14 protein-coding genes are annotated in these 23,676 nt (G+C 66.3%); 7 read left to right on the plus strand and 7 right to left on the minus strand.

The genetic code is table 11. From position 1 onward, the window contains the following. Window positions 1-43 precede the first annotated feature (43 nt). Window positions 44-5,224, plus strand: a complete 5,181-nt coding sequence (locus B7R93_RS13800; protein WP_103021319.1) for a translocation/assembly module TamB — start codon at window positions 44-46, stop codon at window positions 5,222-5,224. A gap of 50 nt (window positions 5,225-5,274) precedes the next feature. Here B7R93_RS13800 and B7R93_RS13805 read toward each other — a convergent pair whose 3' ends face one another. The 3 genes from B7R93_RS13805 to B7R93_RS13815 form a co-directional block, all read right to left on the minus strand. Continuing rightward, window positions 5,275-5,964, minus strand: coding sequence for a haloacid dehalogenase type II (locus tag B7R93_RS13805; RefSeq protein WP_103021564.1), 690 nt, complete (start codon window positions 5,962-5,964; stop codon window positions 5,275-5,277). 221 nt (window positions 5,965-6,185) lie between these two features. Continuing rightward, a complete protein-coding gene (locus tag B7R93_RS13810) occupies window positions 6,186-7,382 on the minus strand; it encodes an MFS transporter (protein ID WP_103021565.1) in 1,197 nt (398 codons plus the stop codon). Between the two features lie 269 nt (window positions 7,383-7,651). Continuing rightward, window positions 7,652-9,079 (minus strand): pyridoxal phosphate-dependent decarboxylase family protein, encoded by a 1,428-nt coding sequence (locus B7R93_RS13815; RefSeq protein WP_103021320.1) that lies wholly within the window; start codon window positions 9,077-9,079, stop codon window positions 7,652-7,654. Window positions 9,080-9,214: 135 nt separating this feature from the next. On the opposite strand from B7R93_RS13815, the gene B7R93_RS13820 reads away from it, so the two are divergent. The 3 genes from B7R93_RS13820 to darG all read left to right on the plus strand — a co-directional run bounded on the left by B7R93_RS13820 (window position 9,215) and on the right by darG (window position 13,800). Beyond that, window positions 9,215-9,535: a hypothetical protein gene (locus B7R93_RS13820; protein ID WP_157942310.1), complete on the plus strand. Its 321-nt coding sequence runs from the start codon at window positions 9,215-9,217 to the stop codon at window positions 9,533-9,535. 148 nt (window positions 9,536-9,683) lie between these two features. Next, complete coding sequence (gene gcvP / locus B7R93_RS13825; protein ID WP_103021322.1) at window positions 9,684-12,596, plus strand: aminomethyl-transferring glycine dehydrogenase; 2,913 nt, start codon at window positions 9,684-9,686, stop codon at window positions 12,594-12,596. Window positions 12,597-12,732: 136 nt separating this feature from the next. After that, complete coding sequence (gene darG, locus B7R93_RS13830) at window positions 12,733-13,800, plus strand: type II toxin-antitoxin system antitoxin DNA ADP-ribosyl glycohydrolase DarG (RefSeq protein ID WP_103021323.1); 1,068 nt, start codon at window positions 12,733-12,735, stop codon at window positions 13,798-13,800. A 29-nt stretch (window positions 13,801-13,829) separates the two neighbouring features. Here darG and B7R93_RS13835 read toward each other — a convergent pair whose 3' ends face one another. Continuing rightward, entirely contained in the window at window positions 13,830-15,482 is a 1,653-nt protein-coding gene (locus tag B7R93_RS13835) for a potassium channel family protein (protein ID WP_103021324.1), read from the minus strand. A 238-nt stretch (window positions 15,483-15,720) separates the two neighbouring features. Here B7R93_RS13835 and B7R93_RS13840 point away from each other — a divergent pair, with 238 nt between their 5' ends. Continuing rightward, window positions 15,721-16,572, plus strand: coding sequence for a DUF3667 domain-containing protein (locus tag B7R93_RS13840; RefSeq protein ID WP_103021325.1), 852 nt, complete (start codon window positions 15,721-15,723; stop codon window positions 16,570-16,572). A 205-nt stretch (window positions 16,573-16,777) separates the two neighbouring features. Continuing rightward, window positions 16,778-18,166, plus strand: a complete 1,389-nt coding sequence (locus tag B7R93_RS15965; protein ID WP_232798465.1) for a UDP-2,3-diacylglucosamine diphosphatase — start codon at window positions 16,778-16,780, stop codon at window positions 18,164-18,166. Between the two features lie 39 nt (window positions 18,167-18,205). On the opposite strand, the gene B7R93_RS13850 is transcribed toward B7R93_RS15965, so the two are convergent. The 3 genes from B7R93_RS13850 to B7R93_RS13860 form a co-directional block, all read right to left on the minus strand. Then, window positions 18,206-19,135: a hydroxymethylglutaryl-CoA lyase gene (locus B7R93_RS13850; RefSeq protein WP_103021326.1), complete on the minus strand. Its 930-nt coding sequence runs from the start codon at window positions 19,133-19,135 to the stop codon at window positions 18,206-18,208. 177 nt (window positions 19,136-19,312) lie between these two features. Continuing rightward, window positions 19,313-21,523, minus strand: coding sequence for an insulinase family protein (locus B7R93_RS13855; RefSeq protein ID WP_232798466.1), 2,211 nt, complete (start codon window positions 21,521-21,523; stop codon window positions 19,313-19,315). 60 nt (window positions 21,524-21,583) lie between these two features. Further along, window positions 21,584-23,140 (minus strand): M16 family metallopeptidase, encoded by a 1,557-nt coding sequence (locus B7R93_RS13860; RefSeq protein WP_232798467.1) that lies wholly within the window; start codon window positions 23,138-23,140, stop codon window positions 21,584-21,586. Window positions 23,141-23,347: 207 nt separating this feature from the next. On the opposite strand from B7R93_RS13860, the gene B7R93_RS13865 reads away from it, so the two are divergent. Then, entirely contained in the window at window positions 23,348-23,641 is a 294-nt protein-coding gene (locus B7R93_RS13865) for a DUF493 domain-containing protein (protein WP_103021327.1), read from the plus strand. Window positions 23,642-23,676: the final 35 nt, after the last annotated feature.

Genomic DNA, 23,676 nt, shown 5'->3' on the forward strand with positions numbered 1-23,676 from the left:
GACGCCCTGCCGCCCTCCTTCTCTCGTTGTTTCCACTCTCGTCGTGGCTCCCGCCCCCGATTCGCCCAATCCGAACACTGAGCCCCCTGAAGATGCCGCCTCAGGCTCTCGTGCCCGTCGGTGGGGACGCCGCCTGCTGTGGGGGGTGGGGGGCGTGGTCGGCACGGCTGTGGGCCTCGTGGGGCTCGTGCTGCTGGGCCTGCAGACGGAGACCGGCGCAACCGCGGCGGCACAGTTCCTTGCGCGCCAGGCCAACCCGCTGCCCCAGACCACCCTCACCGTCGGGCGGGCATCGGGCACCTGGGTGCAGTCGCTCCGCCTCACGAACGTGTCGCTGACACGCCCGGACTCCGGCGCATCCGGCCCTGCGTCGATGGCGCACATCGACACCCTCGCGGTGCAGTATCGGCTGGGCGCCCTGCTCCGGGGCCGCCTCCACCTGACGTCGGTCTCGCTCCGCGGCCCCTCGGTGACCCTACGACAAGCCCCCGACTCCACGTGGGACTGGGCACGCCGCCTGCCCGCCTCGGAGCCCGCTCCCGGGGACACGAGCGCCTCGTTTCCGATCGAGGTGGACCGCTTCCGGCTGACAGATGGGGCCTTTTCGGCCCAGTTTTACGCGGGAGGACGCGACTCGACGGCCCAGATTCAGGACCTCGCGGTGCAGACCCGGGACCTCCGGTACGGGTCGTCGACGGGCGGTCGGCTCGACACGCTCGGGCTGCGCGCCCGCCTGCCCGCCGACACGACGGACCTGCGACTGGCGGCGCGAGGGGCGCTGTCGGAGCGACAGGTGACCCTCGACACCCTCCGGCTCACCTCGCCCCGGAGCGCCGTCCACGGCCACGGATCGGCCCGCCTGCCGATGGCGCCCTCCGACTCACTCGACGACGTGGCCCTTTCGCTTCGGGCCGCCCCGCTCGTCCTGGGCGACCTCACGGCATTCGCCCCGTTTTTGGAGGTGGACCCGGCGGAGGCCCTGGACCTCCGCGCCCGGCTGACCGGCTCGGGGAAGCAGCTCACCCTCGCGACTGACGTCACGGTTCGCAACGGCGGCGGGCGTCTCACGGCCGAGGCTACCGCCACGCCGCGCACCGACGCGCCCGCCGAGGGGTCCCCGTTGGTGTACCGCATTGACGCTGAGGCACAGCGCCTCACGACGAGCCTAATCGGGGCGCCCGCCCCCACTGAGAACCGGATCACGGCCACTCTCACAGGAGCGCTGGAGGGACCGGCGCTCGACTCGCTGAACGGCCGCCTGTCGGCGTCCGTGACCGATACTCGCGTCTACGACGTACAGGCCACCGACCTGGGCCTGGAATCGACCGTTCGGGACGGGGCTGCCACCCTGGACCTGCACGGATCCGTGAACGACGTCGGGCTTTCGGTAAGCGGGTCGGCCCGTCCCTTCGACGCGGCCCCGTCGATGGACCTGGAGGGCCAGGTTCGCGCGTTGCCGCTGGCGGCCGTGGCCCCGGACGCCGGGGTGGAGGGGTCCCTCACGGCAAGCGCCCAGGTGCAAGGCCGGGCGATGACGACGGACACAGCTACCTACGACGCAACCGTGCGCCTGAAGAACTCGCGCGTCGGTGCCCAGGCGATCGAGTCCGGGCGCCTCACGGCCGCACTGCGCCCCTACGAGGTGCGGGCGGACGGAAACGTTCACTTCCCGACCGGTCGTCTCCGGATGGCCGGTCACGCTGCCCTCGATGGATCGGAGCGGTTCGTTCTGGAAACGGGACGCGTAGAGGACGTCAACCTGGCCGCCCTCGTGGGCGACACGACCGACAGCCGCGTGACGGCCACCCTGACGGGCGACGGACAGGGGTTCGACCCCGCGACGATGCGGGCGCAGGCCACCCTCGACGTTAAGGATTCGCACTACGGACCGCACCGACTCGACTCGCTGACGACCACCACGCGCCTCCGCGGCGGTCGCATGACGGCCGACGCCACTGCCCGCCTCAATGACAGCGACTGGTCGCTCGCGGCCCAGGCCCGTCCTTTTTTGGCACGCCCGACGGTCGAGCTTACGAAGGGCCGCTTCCAAAGCGTCGACCTCGGCCTGTTCCTGCAGGACTCGACGCAGTCGAGCGCCCTCCACGGGACCGTTGAGGGACGGCTACGGGGCACGCGTCCCGATAGCCTGTCTCTGGACGTTGGGCTTACCCTCGATACGTCCCGCGTGAACCAGCAGCCGATCACGACGGCGTCCCTGGACGCGTCGTTGCAGAACGGCACCCTCCGCTCGACCCTCGCCCTGGATGCCCCAGAAGGAGCCGCCGAGATTCCCGTGCGGGCCCGCCCGTTCGACGAGACCCCCTCCTATCAAATTGACGAAGGAGGCTTCGAAAATCTGGACGTGGGCGCCCTCACCGGGCGGTCATCGCTAAACACGGCCCTCTCGGGCACACTCACCCTGGACGCTGACGGCGCAAAGCTGCCCGCGCTCAGCCTGGAGTCAGAGTTGACGCTCCGCCCCTCTACCATCAACCAGGCGTCCGTGGACGGCCGTCTCTCGGTGGCGACGAGCCCGAACCGGATCGAAGCGGACGGACAGTTCACCGTGGCCGGCGGCTCCCTTCGGCTCCAGGGCCACCTCGACAGCCTCGCCCACACTCCTTCCTACGGGCTCCGGACAACCGCCCGGTCGATGGATCTGGGCGCCCTCGCCGGACTCGACTCCACACGCTCTCGGCTCCACACGGCACAGTGGAGGGCACACGGACGGGGCGTCCGCTGGGACAGCCTCACCGCGTCGACCCACTTTGTCGCCGATTCCATCCGCGTCGACGATGTGCGCCTGAACAGTGTGGAGCTGTCGGGCCGCCTCGAGCACGGTCTTTTTCGGGTCGACACCCTCGGCGTGCAGTCCAACGTGGGAGACGGGCACGGACAGGGCCCCCTCGCCCTGACGCAGGACGCAGGGACATCGAACTTTGACCTACAGGCCAACGTGACCGACATCGCCCCCGTCCGCCGGACAACCGGGCTGTCCTCCCTGGCCCTGCGCACAGGTCGCCTCACCGCCCACGTCTACGGCTCTTCATCGGCGCAGCGGTTTGACGGCACCGTGGAGGTAGACGGGCTCATCTACGACGACGTGCGCCTCAGCGATGTCACCGCACTGTTCACCGGTCGACGCGGCACGACGCAGCTCCTCGATCAGTTCACAATCACCGGGACCGCCGGGTATCTCTCGGCCTTCGACTTTACGGCGACCCGAACCCGTATTGAGGCCGACTACGACGGCACCGCCGTCGATCTCTCGACGGACGTGCAGTTGGGCTCCGATCGTCGCGTGCAGCTTGGGACGAGCCTCCAGCCGGCGGCCGACTCAACGACGATCAGCGTTCACCGCCTCACGGCTCAGCTCGGCCCCGATCGGTGGTCGCTGCGTCGCCCGACCTCAGTTGCGATTGGAGATGCCTACCGGCTGGATACACTTCTTCTGGAGAGCGACAAACAACGCATCGAGGCACAGGGCGTAGTGGCCCCAAGCGGGACGCAGGACTTCAACGCCACGCTGGAGCAGGTCCGCCTTCGCGGCATCGCTCCGCTTCTGGGGCTGTCGGGCCTCGATGGGGTGGCCACAGGGCAGCTCCGCCTGTCCGGCATGGCGTCCGCACCGGTCCTGGACGGCACCCTCGACCTCGACCTCCGATCCGAGGACCGTGCGGTCGGGACCCTTCAGCTGGACGTGGGCTACGAGGATCTGACCGCGCGCCTCGATGCCCGCTTCACCCACCAGGCCGGCAGTGTATTGACAGTCAACGGCTCGGTCCCCGCTGACCTGCGCCTCCAGGCCCCCACCCCTGCCTCTCTCGCCGATCGCTCCGTTCGCCTGAAGACCTCGGCCGACCAGTTTCCCCTCGACTGGGTGGACCCCTTCTTCGATTCGGCCACGATCCGCTCGGTCACCGGCACCCTCACCACCAACGCCAGCATCCGGGGCACCCGCGGCAGCCCCAAGCTCTCGGGGTCGGCTTCGGTCGCGGACGCAGGCGCCTTCCTCCCACCCATCAATGCGACGTACCAGGACGGCCGGGCCCAGCTTCAACTGGCGGGAAACGAACTGACCCTTGAGAGCGCCCGCCTCCGCACCCCCAACGGCGGGTCGGTGCGGGCCGATGGCACCATCTCGCTTCCGCAGCTCACCGTCGGGGAGTACGACCTCACACTGAGCGCGTCCGAGTTTCTCGCCATCAACACCCCTGCCTACCGGCGGGCCGTACTCGACGGCGACCTGACGCTGCGCGGGACCGTGCGGCGGCCGGTGCTATCGGGCGGCGTGCAGGTTCAGAGTGCTAACGTCTACTACGCCGAGGCCCTTGCCGAAAGCGGGGCCACCATGGGTGCCGTCGAACTAACCACACAGGACCGGCTGACGCTCGAAGAGCGATTCGGGCTGCGCCTCACGTCGGCCGACACCACCACCTTCGACACCTACAAGGCCATGGCGCTAGACCTGACCGTTCAGATTCAGGGCAACACGTGGGTCCGGTCGAACAGCAATCCGGAGATGAACGTGCAGTTTACCGGCGACTTGGACGTGCAGAAGTCGTCTCTTCAGTCCCCGCAGGTCTTCGGGACCATCGACGTCGTGGAGAGACGAAGCACGCTACGGCAGTTTGGCCAAGAGTTTCAAATTACAGAGGGGTCGCTCACGTTCAATGGCGACCCGGAGGCGCCATACCTCGACCTGACGGCGGTGTACGACCAGAAAGCGCGCGGGAGCCAGAACTCTGAGGTGCGCATTACCCTCTCCCTGTCGGGCCGCCCCGACGACCTGTCTCCTTCCCTCTCGTCGGAGCCCACGATGAGCACACGCAACATTTTCTCCTACCTCGCCACCGGGCGGCCGGCCGACGCGCTTCTGAGCGGCAGCTCGGAGGGCGGAAACCTCGCCACACAGGTCGCTCTCGGCCAGGCCTCCAACTTCGTCGAAGGCCTCGCAGCTAGCGAGCTGGGGCTGGACGTCGTCCGCTTCGACGTTCGCACCGAGGGGACCTCGTACCTCACGGTGGGCCGCTACCTGACCCCGCACTTCTTCGCATCGATTGAGCAGCCTGTCCTCGCCCCCTCTTCGCAGACGTCCACACAGTCGACGGCCCTCATTCCGGACGTCACCCTTGAGTACCAACTCACCAACTACCTTCAGCTCCGCTCCCGGAGCAACCAGCAGTCCTTGCAGTTCAACCTGCTCTTCGAGTACGCCTACTAGCAGCTTGGGGGCCTGCTACGCGTTTCGGGGCCCCAAAGCATCGGCTGCCGTCACGGAAGAAGCACGTCGGCAAGGCGTTCGAGGTCGGGCACCGCACGAACCGGGTCGGTTTGGGGCGCCGGCGGGTCGAACCGCTCGCCGTAGCGCCGGACCCGCACGCAATCGATGCCGAGCCGCCCCGCCGGGTTCACGTCGTGGTATACGCTCTGGGCGACGTGGAGGAGCCGGTTGGGCGGCACGCCAAGCCGGGTAAAGGTCGTCTCGAAGGGCGTCAGGGCCGGCTTGTACGCGCGCACCTGCTCCGCCGTGATGACGTCGTCGAAGTCCACGCCGAGGTGCCGGGCCGTGTCGTGGAAGAGACCGTCGTCCACGTTCGAGACGACGGCGAGCCGAAATGCCCCATCCAGCCGCCGAAGTGCCTCGTTCGTGTCTGGGAAACAGGGCCAATTCCGCACCGAACCAACGAAGCGCTCCGCCTCCACGTTCGTGGGGGTAAACCCGAACCGATCTCCGAACCGCCGGAGGACGCCCCCCAGCACCTCCCGGTACTTGATGTACTCCCCGGCCTCCACGTCCCGCTCAAACTCCACATAATGCCGAAAGAGGGCCTCGTCGTCGAGCTCAACATCGTGGGCGCGGAGGATGGGCCGGAGCGCCGTGGCGATGCCGTCGGCCCAGTCAATAAGTGTGCCGTAGCAGTCGAAGGTGAGAACGCTGTAGTCGTCGGGGTTGAGCGGCATGAACCAGAAGCAGAGGGGAAAACGGAAGGCGGACAGGGCCACTCATATGAGTGGGCCCGGGACAAGATGCAGCGTCGTGCAGGAGGACCGCATCGTGCACTCCTCAACGGCGCCTGGGGAATCGCAGCGGAGTTGGGACGCAGTGGGCGACGTGGCAGCGCGGGGAGGGCAGCAGCCGAGCACGCGTCGTCCGGGCCGCAGGGCGCCCACCAGACAGCTTTTCAGGACGCCCCCTGTTGCGCCGTGTCCGTCCGGGTGCGTCGCATCCCATACAGGAGCACCACCAGCATGCCTCCCAGCAGTGCCGCCAGGGCAAGGAAGGCCGCCCCCCACCCGAGCAGGTCGGCCAGTGCTCCGGTGACGACGCTGCCACTGGCCCCAAGCACCATGTAGGCCGTCCGGACAAGCCCGAAGCCCGCACTGCGCTCCTCCTCCCCCAGGTGGTCCATAAACTTGGGCAGCAAGGCCGCGCCCCACCCCATCGCCAGCCCGGCGCAAAGGGTTGCCCCCACTGTGATCCACAGTCCCTCTCCCGCAACGAGCCCACCGTACCCCACCACCCCAATCCCCACGGCGGCCGTGGCGGCCGGGTACCGTCCCACCCGGTCCGACAGGGTCCCCAGAAGCGGCTGGGTGAGGCCCTGCACCACGAAGTAAGCCGAGAAGAGCACGCCAGCCAGGGCCTCGCCGTAGCCCTGGTACTCGATTAGGAACGCGGGAAGAAACGAGGCGGTGGCCTGCCATACGAACGCCCCGACGACAGAGAGCCCGGCCGTGAGCGCGATCGGCGGCCGACTGAGCAGCTCGCGCAATGGCTCCAGGCGCACGCGGCTCCAGGGCGACTCGTCGGGGCGCACTGCAGCGATCGGACGAACCACTCGCCCAAACAGGAGGGCACTGGGCAGCGCGATGACCGCCCCTAGCGCGACGGCCCAGCGCCAGCCCAGCCACACCCCAACGCTCCCCGCGGCGAGCGGAACCAGCACCCCCGCCACCGGCGCCCCCGCAGTGTGAAGCCCGATTGCGGAGCCGGTGTTCGGGATGGTGCGGGTCAGCAGGGACGTGGCGACGCTGAAGTGAAGCCCGGCGACGCCCCCCAGCACGACCGCCCCGACGAGGAAGATGGGATAGCTCGGGGCCATCGCCACCAGTGCGCTCGCCAGGGCCGTTCCGCCAACCGCCACGAGGATGATGCGCCGCTCCCCGTACCGGTCGGCGAGCAGCCCACTCGGAAACTGCGAGGCTGCGTACGCCATCCACATGCCCGTCAGGGCCAGCCCAATCGCTCCGTTGGACACTCCGAACGCATCGCTGATGGCCGGGACCACGGGACTAATGGCCAGCCGTGCGGCCATCGTCGCGAAAAAGGCCAGGGTGCACGCCCCGAGGACGGCCCCCTGGTACGACCACAGTTTCACGGTGGAGGCACGATCGGGGAGAGAATTGGAACGAATGCTCGACGTGTACGCGACGCCCACCCCTCGGTTGGGAAGCGAGTGTGACGAACACGGTCTTGCTTTCGTCCTTCGCGAAGTGTTCGCCGGACGGTCTCCCACACTGAGCCCGACTCTCAAGCCCCCGGCAACTCCACTGGCAGTGCAGGCTGAAGCAACACCGCGGCGGTCAACGACGCACTGTCCCCGGAAACAGAACCAGGAGGAACGCCCGGACAGTCGGGGGCCTGCATCTACGGAGAGACTGGAGAGATGTCGGCTCGCAGGGAATCGAGGCGGGCGATGGTTTGCCGGAGGTCGTCGCTCGTCGTTCGCGGATTGATGGGGCAGAGCCGAAGCACAGGCCGGTCGTTGAGCGTCGTCTGCGTCAGGAAGATCCCTCCGTCCTCGTTCATCGCCGGGACGAGGCGACGCGTGAGGGCGTCGGCCTGGTCGGGCGTCCATCCGTCCGGCGCGTAGCGGAAGGTGATGATGCCCATCTGCGCCGGGGTGATCACCCTCCACCCGGGCCGGGCCCGAAGAAGCCGCTCGGCCTGCTCGGCCCGGTCGAAGCCACGCTCGACCGCGGTGGCGACGTGCTCACGGCCGAAGACCTGGAGGGTCATCCACAGCTTGAGCGCCCGGAAGCTGCGCGTAAGTTGAATGCCGGAGGCCGAGAAATTGACCTCATCCTCCGCCCCCACCGCATCCTCCAGGTACTCCGCCTCCAGTCGGAAGGCGCGGCAGAGGTGCTGCTTGTTTCGCACGAGCACGCCCCCGATCTCGAAGGGCTGGAAGAGCCACTTGTGCGGATCCATCGTCAGCGAGTCGACCCGCTCGATGCCCTGGAGCCGTTTCTGTCCCCGCTCACAGACGACCGTCGGGGCCCCGTACGCCCCGTCCACGTGCAGCCACAGGCCCTCGGCGTCGGCCAGGTCCGCCAGTGCGGGCAGCGGATCAACGGCGCCGGTGTTGGTCGTGCCTGCGTTGGCGATCACGCAGAAGGGACGACGCCCGGCCGCCCGATCGGCCGCGACGGCGTCCCGCAGCGCCGACGGGTCGAGGCGATGCCGGCCGTCGGAGGGCACCCGGCGGAGCTGGTCGGGACGAAACCCGAGCAGCCGGAGGGCCCGGTCGACCGACGTGTGCGTCTGGTCGGAGCAGTAGGCGACGGCCCCGGTGACATCGTCGTCCAGTCGGGCATGACGGGCCGCGGCCAGGGCCGTTACGTTTGCCATCGAGCCCCCACTCGTGAACAGTCCCCCGCTCGTGTCGGGGAGGCCACAGAGCTCACGCAGCCAGTCGATCACTACCAGTTCGATCTGTGCGGCCGCGGCGCCCGAAATCCAGGTTCCCGAGAAGATGTTGAACCCCGACGCCAGCAGGTCGGCCAGCACGCCGATAAAGTTGTTCGGGCCCGGCACGAAGCCGAAAAACCGCGGATGGTCCACCCGCATCGTGTTCGGCAGCACCTCGTCCTCCACCCGATCGAGGACATCTTCCGGAGGCGTTCCCTTCTCCGGCAGGACCTCCCGAAAGTGATCCTCAAGCTTCTCCCGCGACGGAGCGTTTCCCAGCGGCTCGTCCGTGCCCTCCGCAAAGTGATCGACCAGGAGGTCCACCACCCGGTAGCCCAGCGTCCGCATTTCATCGGGAGAGAGGTCGAGGCGGTCACGGTCCATGGACACGGTGCTTGCGAGTGTGTAAAGGAAAGCGGTTTGGAAACGAAGTCCCAGGGCACGAGTTGCGCGGGGACCGGAGGACGTCGGGGCCTCTCCTGCCCCCCCACAACGACGGGTTGCTTCGTCGATTTGTACATGCACCCGCCCTTCCACAAGCGCTTCCGATCAGCAGGTCTCATGGTCACCCTCTACCGCCGTCCCGACGACACACAGGCCGACGAGATCGAAGAGGCCCTCAACGACATGGCCATCGCCCATGAAGTCGAACGGGTCGGAGAGGAGGCCCCCCTTCCGGAAGACCTCTCTCCCCTTCCGGCCCTCCGAGAGGACAGCGAGGTCGTCACCGGAGCCTCGGCCCTTCGCACACGCCTCCAAGCTCTACGCGACCTGATGGCGGACTGGCACCGATTTCAGTCCGATGCCTGTTACGTCGAGGAGGACGGATCGATCTGCTAGCCTTCCCGGGATGTCCCCACGGCCGGGCCGGTCTGTTGCAGGCTTTTCAGCAATTGCGGACAACACCGCGTGCCCGTGGGACATATACCTGATTGTCTCGGCATTCTCACGCCCTGGACTCTCTTCTCACCCAACCCTCTGTCTTCAGATGGCCATCGATCTCTCGTCCGCCAACACGTTCGACGAGCGTCACCTCGGCCCCACGGCCACCGACGTGGATGCCATGCTCGACGCCCTCGGGGCCGAGTCGCTCGACGCCCTCGTCGACGCGGCCATTCCGGACTCGATCCGCACCGACAAGCCGCTCGACCTGCCACCCGCCCTTACCGAACAGCAGGTGCTCGGCGCGGCCCAGGACGCCGGCAAGAAGAACGACACGTGGCGCTCGTTCATCGGGATGGGGTACCGCAATACCCACACCCCCCCCGTGATCCAGCGCAACATTCTGGAGAATCCGGCCTGGTACACGCAGTACACCCCCTACCAGGCCGAGATCGCACAGGGACGCCTGGAGGCACTCCTCAACTTCCAGAACCTGACGATCGACCTGACGGGCATGGAAATCGCGAACGCGTCGCTGCTCGACGAGGCAACCGCCGCCGCGGAGGCGATGATGATGCTGAACCGGGTCGACCGCCGCAGCGACGCGTCTACGTTCTACGTGTCCGAGGACTGCCACCCGCAGACCATCGAGGTGGTACAGGGCCGCGCCGAGCCAATTGGGATCGATGTGATCGTAGAGGCTCCCGAGAACTTCGTCTTTGGCGAGGACACGTTCGGCTGCCTCTTGCAATATCCCACGACCGACGGCGCGGTGCACGACTATGGGGACGTGGCCGACCGGGCCCACGAGGCGGACGCCTACGTGGCCGTGGCCGCCGACCTGCTGAGCCTCACGCTGCTGGAGGCGCCGGGCGAGTGGGGGGCCGACGCGGTCGTCGGCTCCACACAGCGCTTTGGGGTCCCGATGGGCTACGGCGGGCCGCACGCCGCCTACTTCGCGACGCGCGAGCGATCCCAGCGCCAGGTGCCCGGCCGCATGATCGGGGTCACCAAAGATGCCGACGGCGAGATGGCGCTTCGCATGGCGCTCCAGACCCGCGAGCAGCACATTCGCCGGGGCCGCGCAACCTCCAATATTTGTACCTCCCAGGTGCTGCTGGCCGTGATGGCCTCGATGTATGCCGTGTACCACGGTCCCGAAGGGCTCCACGGAATTGCCACGCGGGTGCACGATCTCACGAAGACCCTGGCCGAGGGGCTGGAGCGGACGGGCCACACGGTCCGCCACGACGCGTTTTTCGACACCCTGCGCGTGGACCTGACCGACACGACCCAGGCCCAGGTCCGCGAGCAGGCCGAGGCCCACGAGATCAACCTCCGCTACTACGACGACGGGTCAGTGGGCATCGCACTCGACCAGACCGTCGACGCCGAGGACCTCGACGCCCTCTTTACCGTCTTCGGTGCCACCAACGGCCAGAAGCTGTACGCCGACGACCTGGCCGCCACCCTCGACAGTGGCTACGACGGCCCGATGCCACGACAGACCACGTACCTCCAGCATCCGGTCTTCAACTCGTACCACTCCGAGGGCGAGCTGACGCGCTACATGAAGTCGCTGGCCGACAAGGACCTGTCGCTCGTCCACAGCATGATCCCGCTGGGGTCGTGCACGATGAAGCTGAACCCGACCGCCGCCCTCCAGCCGATCTCAAACCCGCAGTTTGCGGGCCTACACCCCTTCGCCCCCCAGGAGCAGGCGGAAGGCTACGAGCAGGTAATCGACGAGCTCAGCGGCTCCCTCACGGAAATCACGGGCTTCGACGACATCTCCTTCCAGCCGAATTCCGGGGCCTCCGGCGAGTACACCGGCCTTCTGATCATTCAGGCCTACCACGAGGCACAGGGCGAGGGACAGCGGGACGTCTGCCTCGTCCCCGAGTCCGCCCACGGCACCAACCCCGCCAGTGCCAACATGGCCGGGATGGAGGTCATCACCATCGACTGCGACGAGAACGGGGACGTGGACCTGGAGGACCTCCGCGAGCAGGCCGAGGCAAACAGCGACCGCCTGGCCGCCGCGATGATCACGTACCCGTCCACACACGGCGTCTTCGAGGCGCACGTCCAGGAGATCTGCGACGTCATCCATGAGCACGGCGGGCAGGTGTACCTCGACGGCGCCAACGTCAACGCGCAGGTGGGCCTCTGCCGCCCCCGCGAGTACGGGATCGACGTGTGCCACCTCAACCTGCACAAGACGTTTAGCATTCCGCACGGCGGCGGCGGACCCGGGGTAGGACCGGTCTGCACGGCCGAGCACCTGAGCCCCTTCCTCCCCGGCCACCCGGTGGTCGAGACGGGGGGCGACCAGAGCATCCCCGCCATCGCCGCGGCGCCGCACGGCAGCGCCCTCATCCTGCTCATCTCGTGGGCGTACATCAAGCTGCTGGGCCCGGAGGGCCTCACCCAGGCCTCGAAGACGGCCCTCCTCAACGCCAACTACCTGGCCGACCAGCTGTCAGACCACTACGACATTGTGTTCCGCGGGCCGAACGACCGGGTGGCCCACGAATTTATTCTCGACCTCCGTCCGTTCCGTCGCGAGCTCGACATCAACGAGCAGGACGTGGCAAAGCGGCTCATGGACTACGGCTTCCACGCCCCCACGATGAGCTGGCCGGTGGTGGGCACCCTCATGGTGGAGCCCACGGAGAGCGAATCGAAGGCGGAGCTCGACCGCCTGGTCGACGCGTTCGCCGCCATCCGCAGCGAGGTTGAGGCCGTGGAGTCCGGCGCGCTGGGAGCGGAGGAAAGCACCCTCAAGCAAGCCCCCCACACCGCCGAGATGGTGACGGCCGACGCGTGGGACCATTCGTACAGCCGCGAGACTGCGGCCTATCCGGTGGAGGCGGTGCGCGAGCGCAAGTTCTGGCCGACGGTGCGCCGCGTAAATGACGCCTACGGCGACCGGAACCTCTACTGTACCTGTCCGCCGACCGACGCGTATGAGGCGGAGGAAGAGGAGGAACTGCAATCGGCCTTGAAGACCGCGTAGCCGTCTTCCCTGGTGGCTCTACGCCGGGCGCTTCGCGCTCGCTCGTGCAGACCGTCCGTTCGAACTTCTTGAATGGAGGGAAAGGGCCACGAGACACGCCTCGGGGCGCTTTCTCTTTGGTCGCTGTGCTCAGCCCATGGTCGAGATTGTACGCGGCGATCTGTTCGATGCGGACGTGGCGGCGCTCGTAAACCCAGTCCACTGCGCGGGCCTCATGAAGCGCGGGCTGTGTCGCCAGTTCAAGACCCGGTTCCCCGATAATTTCGAGCAGTACAAAGCCGCCTGCAACGACGGGGGCCTGGCGCCGGGCGACGTGCTCGTCCACGACCGCGGGGGGCTTTTCGGGGACGATCAGCACCCCCGCTACGTCCTGAACGTGGCCACCAAGGACCACTGGCGCGACGCCTCGTCTCCCACACACATCGAGTCGGGTATGGCGGCCCTCATCGACGAGGCCGTTGCCCACGACATCCCCTCACTCGCCGTCCCCGCACTGGGCTGCGGCGGGGGTGGGCTCGACTGGCCCACGGTGCGCCCGCTGCTCACCGCCCCACTCCAGTCGCTCAATGGCGTCCGCGCCCGCCTCTACGCCCCCCGGTCGGCGGACGCCCAAGAGGATTCTGGGGCGGACGAGCGTCCCGCGATGACACGGGGGCGGGCGCTTCTCCTCGCTGTCTTCGACGCCTACGCCGGGCCGGGCGACACCGTCAGTCCGCACGCGGCTCACAATCTCGCCTTCCTACTGCAGGGCCTGGGCGAAGCGCTGCGCCTCACGTTCGAACCGGGCCCCCGCGGCCTTCGCGCCACGGGCCTCACGGCGGTACTGCGCCGAATCAACGGTCACTTTGTCGCGGGCCACGTTCCGTCGCACCAGGAGTCCCCCTTTCGCCTGCGCCAGGCAGCGATCGAGTCGGCCGGTGACGTGCTCTCGGGCCTCTCCGACGCCACCGAACGTCTCGGCCGGGCGCGGGAGCTCATTGAGGGCTACGATGCGCCCGATGCGCTCGAGCTGCTCGCCACCGTGGGCTGGATCATGCGGCACGACGCCCAGGCTCGGCGCCGCCCCGAAGCGGTGGTACGGGCCGTACAGGACTGGAGCCGCCGCAAGGCAGAGCGCTTCGCATCGGAGCAAATTACGGCGGCCTGGCAGCGGCTCCGCCGACACGAGTGGATCAGTCCAGGACAGCCGGCGGACTCCGAGTGACCGCAGTGGTGCGTGGACCCGGACCTCCGTCACTGCGATGATTTTTCAGGCTCAAATCGAGCTCGAAATTGCTGGATGCCGTCCTCGGTTCCGGCGACGAGCACCTCGTCGTCCGCCTCGAAGGCAAAGAGGGCGTCGTCGGGATCGGTGAGAAAATCGCCCTCCCGATACACGGCAAGCACTGTGTAGTTGGTCTGTGCGTCCGGATCGACCTCCCCCAACGTTTTTCCGGCCCATGGGGAGGCGGGGAGGCGGACCACGTTGATGTGTCGATCACGGGACCGGTAGCCCTCATCCTCGAATATCGTGGCGGCCAGCATCCGCCCACAGACCGTCGGCAGGGCCTGCACAAAGTCCGCGCCGGCCCGGTAGAGGTTCTGGACGGCCATTTCGTCGTGGGTCCGCACCAGAATCTGCACCTCCGGGTTCAGGTCGCGCGCGATGAGCGTCGCAAACGTGGCGACGCTGTCATCGTCCACGGCGATGATGAGGGCCGACGCGTCTTCGATTCCGCAGGTCCGAAGCGCATCAGGGTCGCGAACGTCCCCCGCCACGTCCACCTCCTTTCCGTCTTTGAGGTCGAGCACCGTCACCTCGGCGTGTGCCGCCCGGAGAGATTCCCGCGCGGCCTCCCCCGAGTCGCCGTGCCCAGCGAGAATGATGGACTGTGGCGTGAAGGCGCGCACGTAGGGGGCCATCTCGTCCCGGAGAGCGTCCAGTTGATCGGGCGTGCCGGCAAGAAACAGGCGCGTTCCCGCTTCCAAGGGCGTATCGGCGTCCACCGACGTCTCGAAGGTACCCTCGAACCATGCCCCGACCACGCGCACCCCGAACCGTTCCGTGAGCCGGAGGTCGTGGAGCGAATGGTCGTGGGACGGGCCGTGCCGGGTCACGATAAGCTCCGCAAAGTCGATCTCGGCGCCAATCGTGGCCTGCTCCTCCACGTTGGCCGCGGCCGCCACAGGTACCTTCGCAGCGAGGCTTCGTCCGAGCAGCTGCCGGGGCGACAGCGCCACGTCCGCTCCCGCTGCCCGGTGGTATCGGGTTGCCGAGGCGTCCTCGGCGAGCGTAATAATACGGCGTTCTGGACTCGCCTCACGGGCCGCGAGCACGATGCTGGCGTTTTCGTCGTCGGCCACGTCGGCCACCAGGGCCTTCGCTGCACCCACGGATGCACGCTCCAGGACAGCGGTTGACGTTGGGTCCCCCTCCATGACCTCGTACTCCTGCTCGTAGAGGGACGCAGCCCGATCCGCATCGGGCTCGATCAGCACGTAGTCCTGGCCTCGCGCACTCATTTCTCCAATGAAGACCTCGACCCGGGGTGTGTAGCCGCACACGATCACGTGACCGGACCGGCTCGAGAGCGTCGTCGGGGCCGTGGGGCGAAGCGCCTCTCGGAGCCAGGGTACGACGAACACGTCCACGGCACTCAGGATGAACCCAATGCCCGCCAGCTGGATGACAATCACGAGCACGTTCATCTGGGGACTGCTCCACGGCGCATCCTCGCCGTATCCGGTCGTCGTGAACGTCTGCACCACCACCTCCAGGGCCTGGTACCACGGCCGCGGCCGCCCCTCCCAGAGGCTCATGCCCAGGCTGTATGCCGCCGTCAGCCCCAGCGTGGCGGCCACGAGCACGAGAAGGTAGTACACGGTGCGGCGGGTCAAGAACGTCATCGCGCCGAAGGGTCGTTGGGAGGAAGAAGGTGGATGCTGGAGGGATCGACCAAACGGGAACAGGGCCTGTGGAGATTGGAAAGCCGATCGGCCTTAACCTATGCCTCGACGCCCCGAGGGACAACGTCTTCGTGCACCGTCCATCCGCCCCTGTTGCCTTCCAAGTCGGACGGAACGACGCACCGGGCGCACAAATGCAATCGGAGCGGTTCCTTTCGCATCATCTCTTCTTTGGTCGATGTCCGACACCCCGGAGGCCCACCCCGAAGAGCCCTCGTCGGACCGAGGAGCCTCCTGTCAGAATTGCGGCGCGCCCCTCGTGGGCGAGTACTGTTACCAATGTGGGCAGCGGCACGTCCCTACGCTCCGGGTGCCCTACCTGATGCGTCGCTTTTTCGAGTCGGCCCTAGACCTGGAGGATCTGGAACGAGGCGTCGGGCAGACGCTCCGTCGCGCCGCGCGCAATCCGGGCCGCGTGGCCCGCCGGTACGTGGATGGGGAACGGAGAGAGTTCGTCAATCCCCTCGGCTACTTCCTGCTGACCGCCACGGCCACATTTCTCGTCTTCTCGGTTTTTCAGGAGGTGTGGGTGCAGAGCCAGGCCGAAGCGTACAAGGTGATGTGGCAGTCGCTGGGCGCGAGTTCTGACGAGATCTTCCGATCCGGATCCCCGCTCCGGTCGCTCGGCTGGTCTTCTGCTCAAGACCTTGCAGCGGGCATCTTCCAGTTCTTCCAACAAGTACAAACCTACGTCGGGCTCTTTACCTGTGTCGCTGCGGGCCTGCTTCTTCGGTGGGCATTTCCGAAACGGACCGTCGCCGAGACCCTCGTGTTTGAACTCTACGTTACGGCCCAGGCCACCCTGTTCCTCGGAATGCTCGGCCCACTGCTCTTCTGGGGAGCCCCCACCTTCATCGGTGTCCTGCCTATTTTTTTGCAGGTTGGTCTCCACGCCCACGGTGCCGGGGCGTTCTTCGGAACGCACTGGCGGGCTCGCCTCCTGCCCCCCTGTGCCTATTTGGCCAGTGTGATCCTATTCATTATTGGCTCCGGTCTTGTCACTGCCGGCGTTGTGACCTACCTGGCCTGAGCAATCAGATCCCCATCCCCCCCCTCGCCGCGGACATGGACTATTTCTCTACCGGATGCTAGGTCTCCCCCTCCCCCACAAACTGTTCGGTGGTGAGCGACGTGGCGCCCCCCCAGCCGGACAAACGCTCGCGCTACGGCCTCGACTCGACCGGAACCACAGTCACGATGCGCGGAGACGGGGACCAGGCACTCGGAAGCTCATTGTGAGACGCACTCGCATCCGGCGCTCTCAGTCCGGTAGCGAGGGCCCGTCTCGGACCATGAAGGACTGGCGCGACCAACAAATTTGGAGCTTCGCCCGCTCGGACATCCAGCCGATCGACTTCCGCTGCCTCGCTGACAGCTCCTTTACGGTGCAGCGGGTGGCCATAACCGATGCGGCAGCAGCCTCGGACGCATGGGGGCCGGCGGGCGACACGCTGTTCCAAGACGCGGTCTCGTCGGTGCTGCGTGTTCTCTCATCGCCTCAAGTCGACGGCTTTGCGGCGCCCATCGCTTCCGACACCCAGCAGCAATACCGCGCCGTAGCCGACGACCTCCCGTACGTCGTTCAGTTTCAAGGACGCACGTGGGACCGGTCGCTCCTTCGGGGCCGCTCGGCCCTCTCGTGGAGTCCAGTTGAGAAGGCCCCGTTTGGTCGTGTATTTGAAGCGCACCCATTCGGCCGGCTAATTTTCTCGGGCCGACGGTGCAACTCCACGCGGGGCTCCCTGTTTTCCCACGGCGTGTTGCTTGTCATTTCTCGCTGCGCCCCCATGGCCGCCTCCACGCAGTACCGAGCGATCTGGGTTTCCGATGTCCACCTGGGGACCCCACAGGCCAAGGCTGCCTATCTGCTTGACTTTCTGCGCACCCACAAGGCCGACCGGTACTACCTCCTCGGCGACATCATCGACGGGTGGGCACTGAAGCGGTCCTGGTACTGGCCCTCATCGCACAACGACCTGATCCGGGGCCTGCTCCAAAAGGCCGAGGGCACCAACGTCACCTACATCCCCGGCAACCACGACGAGGTGGCGCGCGATTTCCCCAGCCTCCAGCTCGGCGGCATTACCATTCAGCGCAAGACCCAGCACACCACGGCGGACGGGCGTCGCTTTCTGGTGGTGCACGGCGACGAGTTTGAAGGGGTCGTCCGCCACGCCGAGTGGATCGAGCTTCTGGGGAGCTGGGCGTACACCGGCGTCCTCGCGGCCGACCGTTGGTACAACCGTCTGCGGCGCCTTCTGGACCTGCCCTACTGGTCTCTCGCCAATTACATAAAGGAGACCCGTCACATCCGACAAGTCATCGCGGAGTTCGAGGAGACCGCCGCACGTGAGGCGGACGCTGAGGGCTTCGACGGGGTCATTTGCGGCCACATTCACCGCCCCCGAATGCGGGCCATCGGCGACACGCAGTACGTCAATACCGGCGACTGGATCGAGAGCTGTACGGCGCTGATGGAGCACCGGGACGGACGACTCGAGCTCCGCCGGTGGATTCCGGACGGGGACGGCCCCCGGTGCGCGATCGCGAGGGAAGCGTCTCCAGAGCGGAACGGCACGCCCCCGTTGGTCTCGTCCCCCGGCGGGGCCCCTCAGGAGGAATAGCTGTGCTCGGAGACCGGGCGTCTGCCGGGGTCCTCTTGTTTATTCGGCAGAGATTTCGGCCTCGGATCCCTCCGCTCGCTGCAAAAGCCGATGCAGCTTCCCCGGGAACTCTTTGCCCAGAACCGACTCGACACGAGCCGACGCTCGTCCCACCACGTCCCGGTCGACATCCGTCTCAATCCCGAGTCCGTCGAGCAGGTACACGGTGTCTTCCGTGGCAATGTTGCCGGTGGCCCCGTCGATGAACGGACAGCCCCCCATGCCCGCCAGGGACGTGTCGAACCGTCGCACGCCGCACTGCAGCGCCGCGTAGACGTTGGCGAGGCCCAGCCCACGGGTGTCATGGAGGTGGAGGACGAGGGGCGTATCACCGATGGCGTCCTGCACGGCCCGAACGCGGTCTTTGATCATTCGGGGATGCGCGAGGCCCGTGGAGTCGGCAAGCGACAGCGACTCGACGCCCAGGTCGGCGAAGTGGCGGCTCATGTCGACAACCTGGCCGAGCGGCGTGTCGCCCGGCGCCCGGTACCCAAACACCGTCTGGAAGCCCATCTGTACGTCCAGCTCATGCTCGTGGGCGTACCGCACCATGTCCTCCGCCTGCGCGACGGCCTCGCCGACCCTCCGGTTTGCGTTGTCGCGGCTGTGCTGGTCGTGCGTCGCGATCGAGAGATCCACCTGCGACAGCCCGGCTTCTCGGGCGCGCTCTAGCCCCCGCTGGTTCAGCGCGAGGCCGGCGTACGTAACATCGTCCCGCTCGGGCAGTCGCTCGCACACCGCTTCCGCGTCCTTCATCTGAGGGACCCACTTCGGGTGGACGAACGAGGTCACCTGAATGCGCGGCAGGCCCGCGTCGGCCAGCGCCGCAATGGTGTCGACCTTGCGGTCGGTCGGAATAAACTGGTCCTCGAATTGAAAGCCATCGCGGGGGCCGACGTCGCAGAGCTCGACGGACTGAGGGAGGGACATGGGGGCGATAAAACGCTGTGCACGAGAACGAGCGGTACTCCAATGCCCCAGCGCGCCCGAACGTTCGGCAGACGGACTCTCCTCCCCCCACGAATCGAACACGGAAGGACGAAACGCCCGAGGCTCCATGGACAGAGCCCCGGGCGCTTGTGGTGTCTCGTTGTTTCTTCTGAAAAGCTACTGCGATGCGCCACCGCTCGCCGAAGAGTCAAGGGTGAAGAGCCCCTCCTTCAGGTCCGTGTTGATGTCAAGGCTCTGAATGTTCGCCGTGACGGTATTCTCGCCGTCCCCGGTCGACTGGATCGTCTCGGTGGTGAACGGCAGCCGGACGCCGCTGACCTCTCGGAAGTCGGTGAACGTCTGCGTGACGCTCACCTGCTGGCCCGTCTGCGGATTGGTCTGTTCGAGGGTCAGGCGCTCCGGCCGCATCGTCTCGGCGTGGAGGTAGAGCGTGTATTCGGACCCGGCGGGCGGCTGCACATCGGCGACCCGGTAGCGCGTCCCGTCCACGGTCGTCTCTCCTTCGGCCGCAACTGTCAGGCCCTCGTGGTCCAGGCTGGCCATCAGGTAGGGGAGACTGCGCCAGAGCTGCCCCATAATCTGACCGCGGGCCGACGGCGGGGCGGTGCGCGTGCCCTGCGGGGTCTTCATTTTCATCGTCTCGCCGTCGTTAACCACAGTGATGTTCCCCATGGCGGTGCTGACCTCCGTCCGCAGTTGATTCGGGAGCCGGACCACGAGCGTGCTCTCAGTTCCCTGCTGCTCGGTGACGACCCGCATGTTCTGAATCTGGTCAAAGGCCGATCCGCCGAGGGCCTCTTTGGCGTTTGCCATCAGCTGTTGCCCTGCCATCGCGGCCTCCTCCTCGGCCGCCGTCATGTCGGCCTGTTCTTCACTCGGGGACTCGCGCGGGATTGAGATGTCGAGGGTATCGACCGTCCCGTCTTGGCTGAGCGTCGACAGGTCCTTGCTGAACTGGTCGCCGTTTCCGACGATCAGGATGTGCGACTCGTCCGGGTGGAGGTACGTCTGCGCCGCCGACAGCACATCGTCCGGCGTCACTTCCTCGATGGCGGCCCGCGTCCGCTGCAGGAAGTCGGCGGGATAGTCGTAATACTCGTAGGTCGCACGGCGCCCCAGGATTTCCCGCTCCGAGTCAAAGTTAAAGACGAAGGAGTTCAGGTAGCTGTCCTTGGCAAGGCCGAGCTCCTCCTGAGTGGGCGGCTCGTCCCGCATCCGCTTCACCTCCGTCATGACCGCGTTCGTGGCCTCTACGGTGCTGGCGCTCTGGGAGGCGACACTCGCGTAGAAGCGTCCCGGTCGATTGTAGCCCGCCGTGTACACGCCCCCGACGGAGTACGCCAGGCCTTTTTCCCGACGCACCTGCTGAAACAAGCGACCGGAAAAGCCGCCACTGAGGACCTCGTTCATCATCTGGACCGACGCGTAGTCGTCGCTCTGGCGGGTCAGCTCCCCCGGGTGTCCCATGCGAATGTTGCTCTGGTTGACGTCGCTCTTCTGCACGAAGTTAACCGAATGGGCCCGCTCAGCATCCGGTTCGGGGGGCGTCGGCGGCTCAAAGTCGGTCGGGGCTTCCCAGTCCCCAAACTGTCTGCGGAGTTTCTGCTCCATCTGGTCGGCGTCGAAGTCCCCCCACACACTCAGGATGACATTGTTCGGGTGCACGTACTGGTCGTGGAAGTCGACCAGGTCTTGCCGCTCGATCCGGTCTACGGTGTAGAGCTCCGGGGTGCGGGCGTACGGACTGTCGTCTCCGTACAGGACCTTGTCAAACTCACGCCCCACGATGGAACTGGCGTTGTCGTTCCGGCGCGTGATTCCCGACTGGACCTGGCTCTTGGCCTGCTGCACGCGATCCTCTGCGAAGGCGGGCCGGCGGAGCACCTCGGCAAACACAGGGAGGACCGTGTCGACGTGGTCGGCAAGCGTCGACATGTAGGCCGAGCCGGAGGTCTCCCCGATGTTCGTCTCGACGGTGGCCGCGATGTTTTCGAGAACCGTGTTCAGGCTGTCCGGCGCCATCGATTCGGTGCCGCCGGTGCGCATGACGGTCCCGGTGATGGAGGCCAGGCCCCGCTTCTCGGCGGGCTCGTAGACGGAGCCCACCCCGATCTGGGCCGAGGCATTCACCTGGGGCAGCTCCGGGTCCTCCAACAAAAAGACGGTCATGCCATTGTCGAGCTCGATGCGCTCCGGCTCCGGCACTTCGAAGTCGCGGAGATCCGGGTACGTGAGCTCCGTCACGTCGTAGTCGGCCGTCTGGATGTCCGTCTCCTGGGCCGATGCCGACGGCACAACACCCAGCCCCAAGAGGGCAAGGCCCAGGGCCGCGACGGACAGGATACGAGAAAGGAAAAGTCGATCCATCGTACGAGGAGATTCTGGTCAGCGAGATGTACCGAGAGGGTGTGGGAGCAGCGAGTCGGGTTAGTTCGCGGCGGCCGTGGGCTGCTGCTCATCGTCGGTCGTCTTGATCATCGCAACGGTGCGGTTGCTCTGCTTGAATGTGTTCTGGGCCACGCGCTGCACATCGTCCGCCGTAATGGATTCGATGGCGTCCAGCCGCCGGAAAACCGAGCGCCAATCGCCCGTCAACTCCTCCATCTGTGCAAACTGCAGGGCAAGCCCCTGATTGGAGTCGAGCTGTCCGATGAGGTTGGACCGGGCTCGCGTCTTCGCGCGCTCCAGCTCTTCTTGCGTGATGCCGTTCTCCTTGAGGGCCTCTAGCTCATCGTAGATCATGTGCTCCACACTGTCCGGCGAAACGCCCCGGTTGGGAACCCCAAAGATGCCGAACATGGTGTCGTACTTGCTGCCCGGGAAGGCTGGCAGGGCCTGCACCTGGAGGGCCTTCTCTTGCGTCACCAGGCTCTCGTAGAGCCGACTCGTGCGGCCGCCCGTCAGCACGTCCCCCAGCACGTCATACACGGGCGCATCCTCGCTCTGCATGCTGCCTCGGTGGAACCCCATCATCACGAACGGCTGCGTCTGTTCGCGGATGACGACGCGGCGCTCACTGATCTGCTCCGGCTCTTCGGTCCGGACCGGGAGCGGCTCGTCCCCCCCGGACAGATCCCCAAAGTACTCCTCGGCGAGGGACCGCATCTGCTCCGGGTCGACGTCCCCCGCGATGCCGATGGTTAGGTTGCGGGGACTGTAGTGCTTTTCAAAAAACTGCTTCGCATCGGTCCGCGACAGGTTTTCAAGGTCCGACATGTGCCCGATGGTCGGGTTGCCGTAGGGATGTGCCTTGAACGCGGTGGTCAAAAACTCTTCGACCAGGCGGCCTGTGGGGCTCGACTCCGTGCGCTGCCGACGCTCCTCCATTACCACGTCGCGCTCCGTGTAGAACTCGCGGAGCACCGGGTTTGCAAACCGGTCGGATTCGAGGGCAAAGAAGAGCTCGGCCTTGTTGGCCGGCAGGCTGTAGAAGTACCGGGTCGCGTCGGCCGAGGTGCTGGCATTGAGGCCGCTCACGCCATTCCGCTCAAGGACATTTTCGAATTCTCCCTTCTCGATGTACGACTCGGCCTCGTTCGAGGCCTGCTGAAACTGATCTTCCAGCTCCGCAATGCGGGACGAGTCGGCCTGCGGCCCCTTCGCTCGCTCTCGTCGAAGCTGCAGGTAGACCTCCTCCTGGCGCTCCAGGGCCTGCATTTCTTTCTCGATGTCCTTGGTGCTGATCGTCGTCGTGCCCTTGAACGCCATGTGTTCGAACATGTGGGCGATGCCGGTCTTGCCCTGCGGCTCATCGACCGACCCCACGTCGGCGTACGTCGCAAACGAGGCCACCGGCGCGTCGTGGCGCTCGACCACCACGAAGTCCAGTCCGTTGTCGAGCGTGAAGGTGGTTACCTTGTCCTCGAATTTCTGTAGCAAGTCTTGTCCCTGCGTGGGCAGTGCCGTCCCCGCCAGCAAGACAAGCAGTGCCGTGAGCGTGAGGCCAATCCGCGACCAGCGCTCGCGAAGCAAAGTCCAATCCATGAGACACGGAGGCTTTTTGAAGTGGGAATGACGTTTGGCACATTTAATAACGACCCTGCTCCGCTAATTTGATACAGCCTCGCCCCCACCCACACCCTCCTTTATTGATAATTTCACACTCTCCCTACACCCCACGTCGTAGAACGTACCGATACCGCCACGCGTAGGTAGATGCGCCAAGGGCTTTTGAACCAATGTCTTCTTTTGATGCAGTTTATCAATCAGCCGGACGCCGAAAACGACGAGGCCTGGTGGGACCGCTTTGAAGAATTGCTCGACGACCAGAACGACTGGCCGACACAATATACCTTCAAATTTATCGCCCCGGCGGCCCGACTGGACGACCTGAAGGCCGTGTTCGATGATCACCCGGTCCGGGTTCGGGAGTCCAGCAAAGGAAACTACAAGAGCGTAACGGCCCACCTCCGCATGTCGTCAAGCGAAGAGGTCGTCGAGATCTACGAACGGGCCTCCGGCATCGAGGACGTCATCGCGCTCTAGTCCCCCCACTCGCCCTCGCCCATCTGTCCCTCGTA

The sequence above is a fragment of the Salinibacter altiplanensis genome (assembly GCF_002894645.1).
Classification (GTDB): Bacteria; Bacteroidota; Rhodothermia; order Rhodothermales; family Salinibacteraceae; genus Salinibacter; species Salinibacter altiplanensis.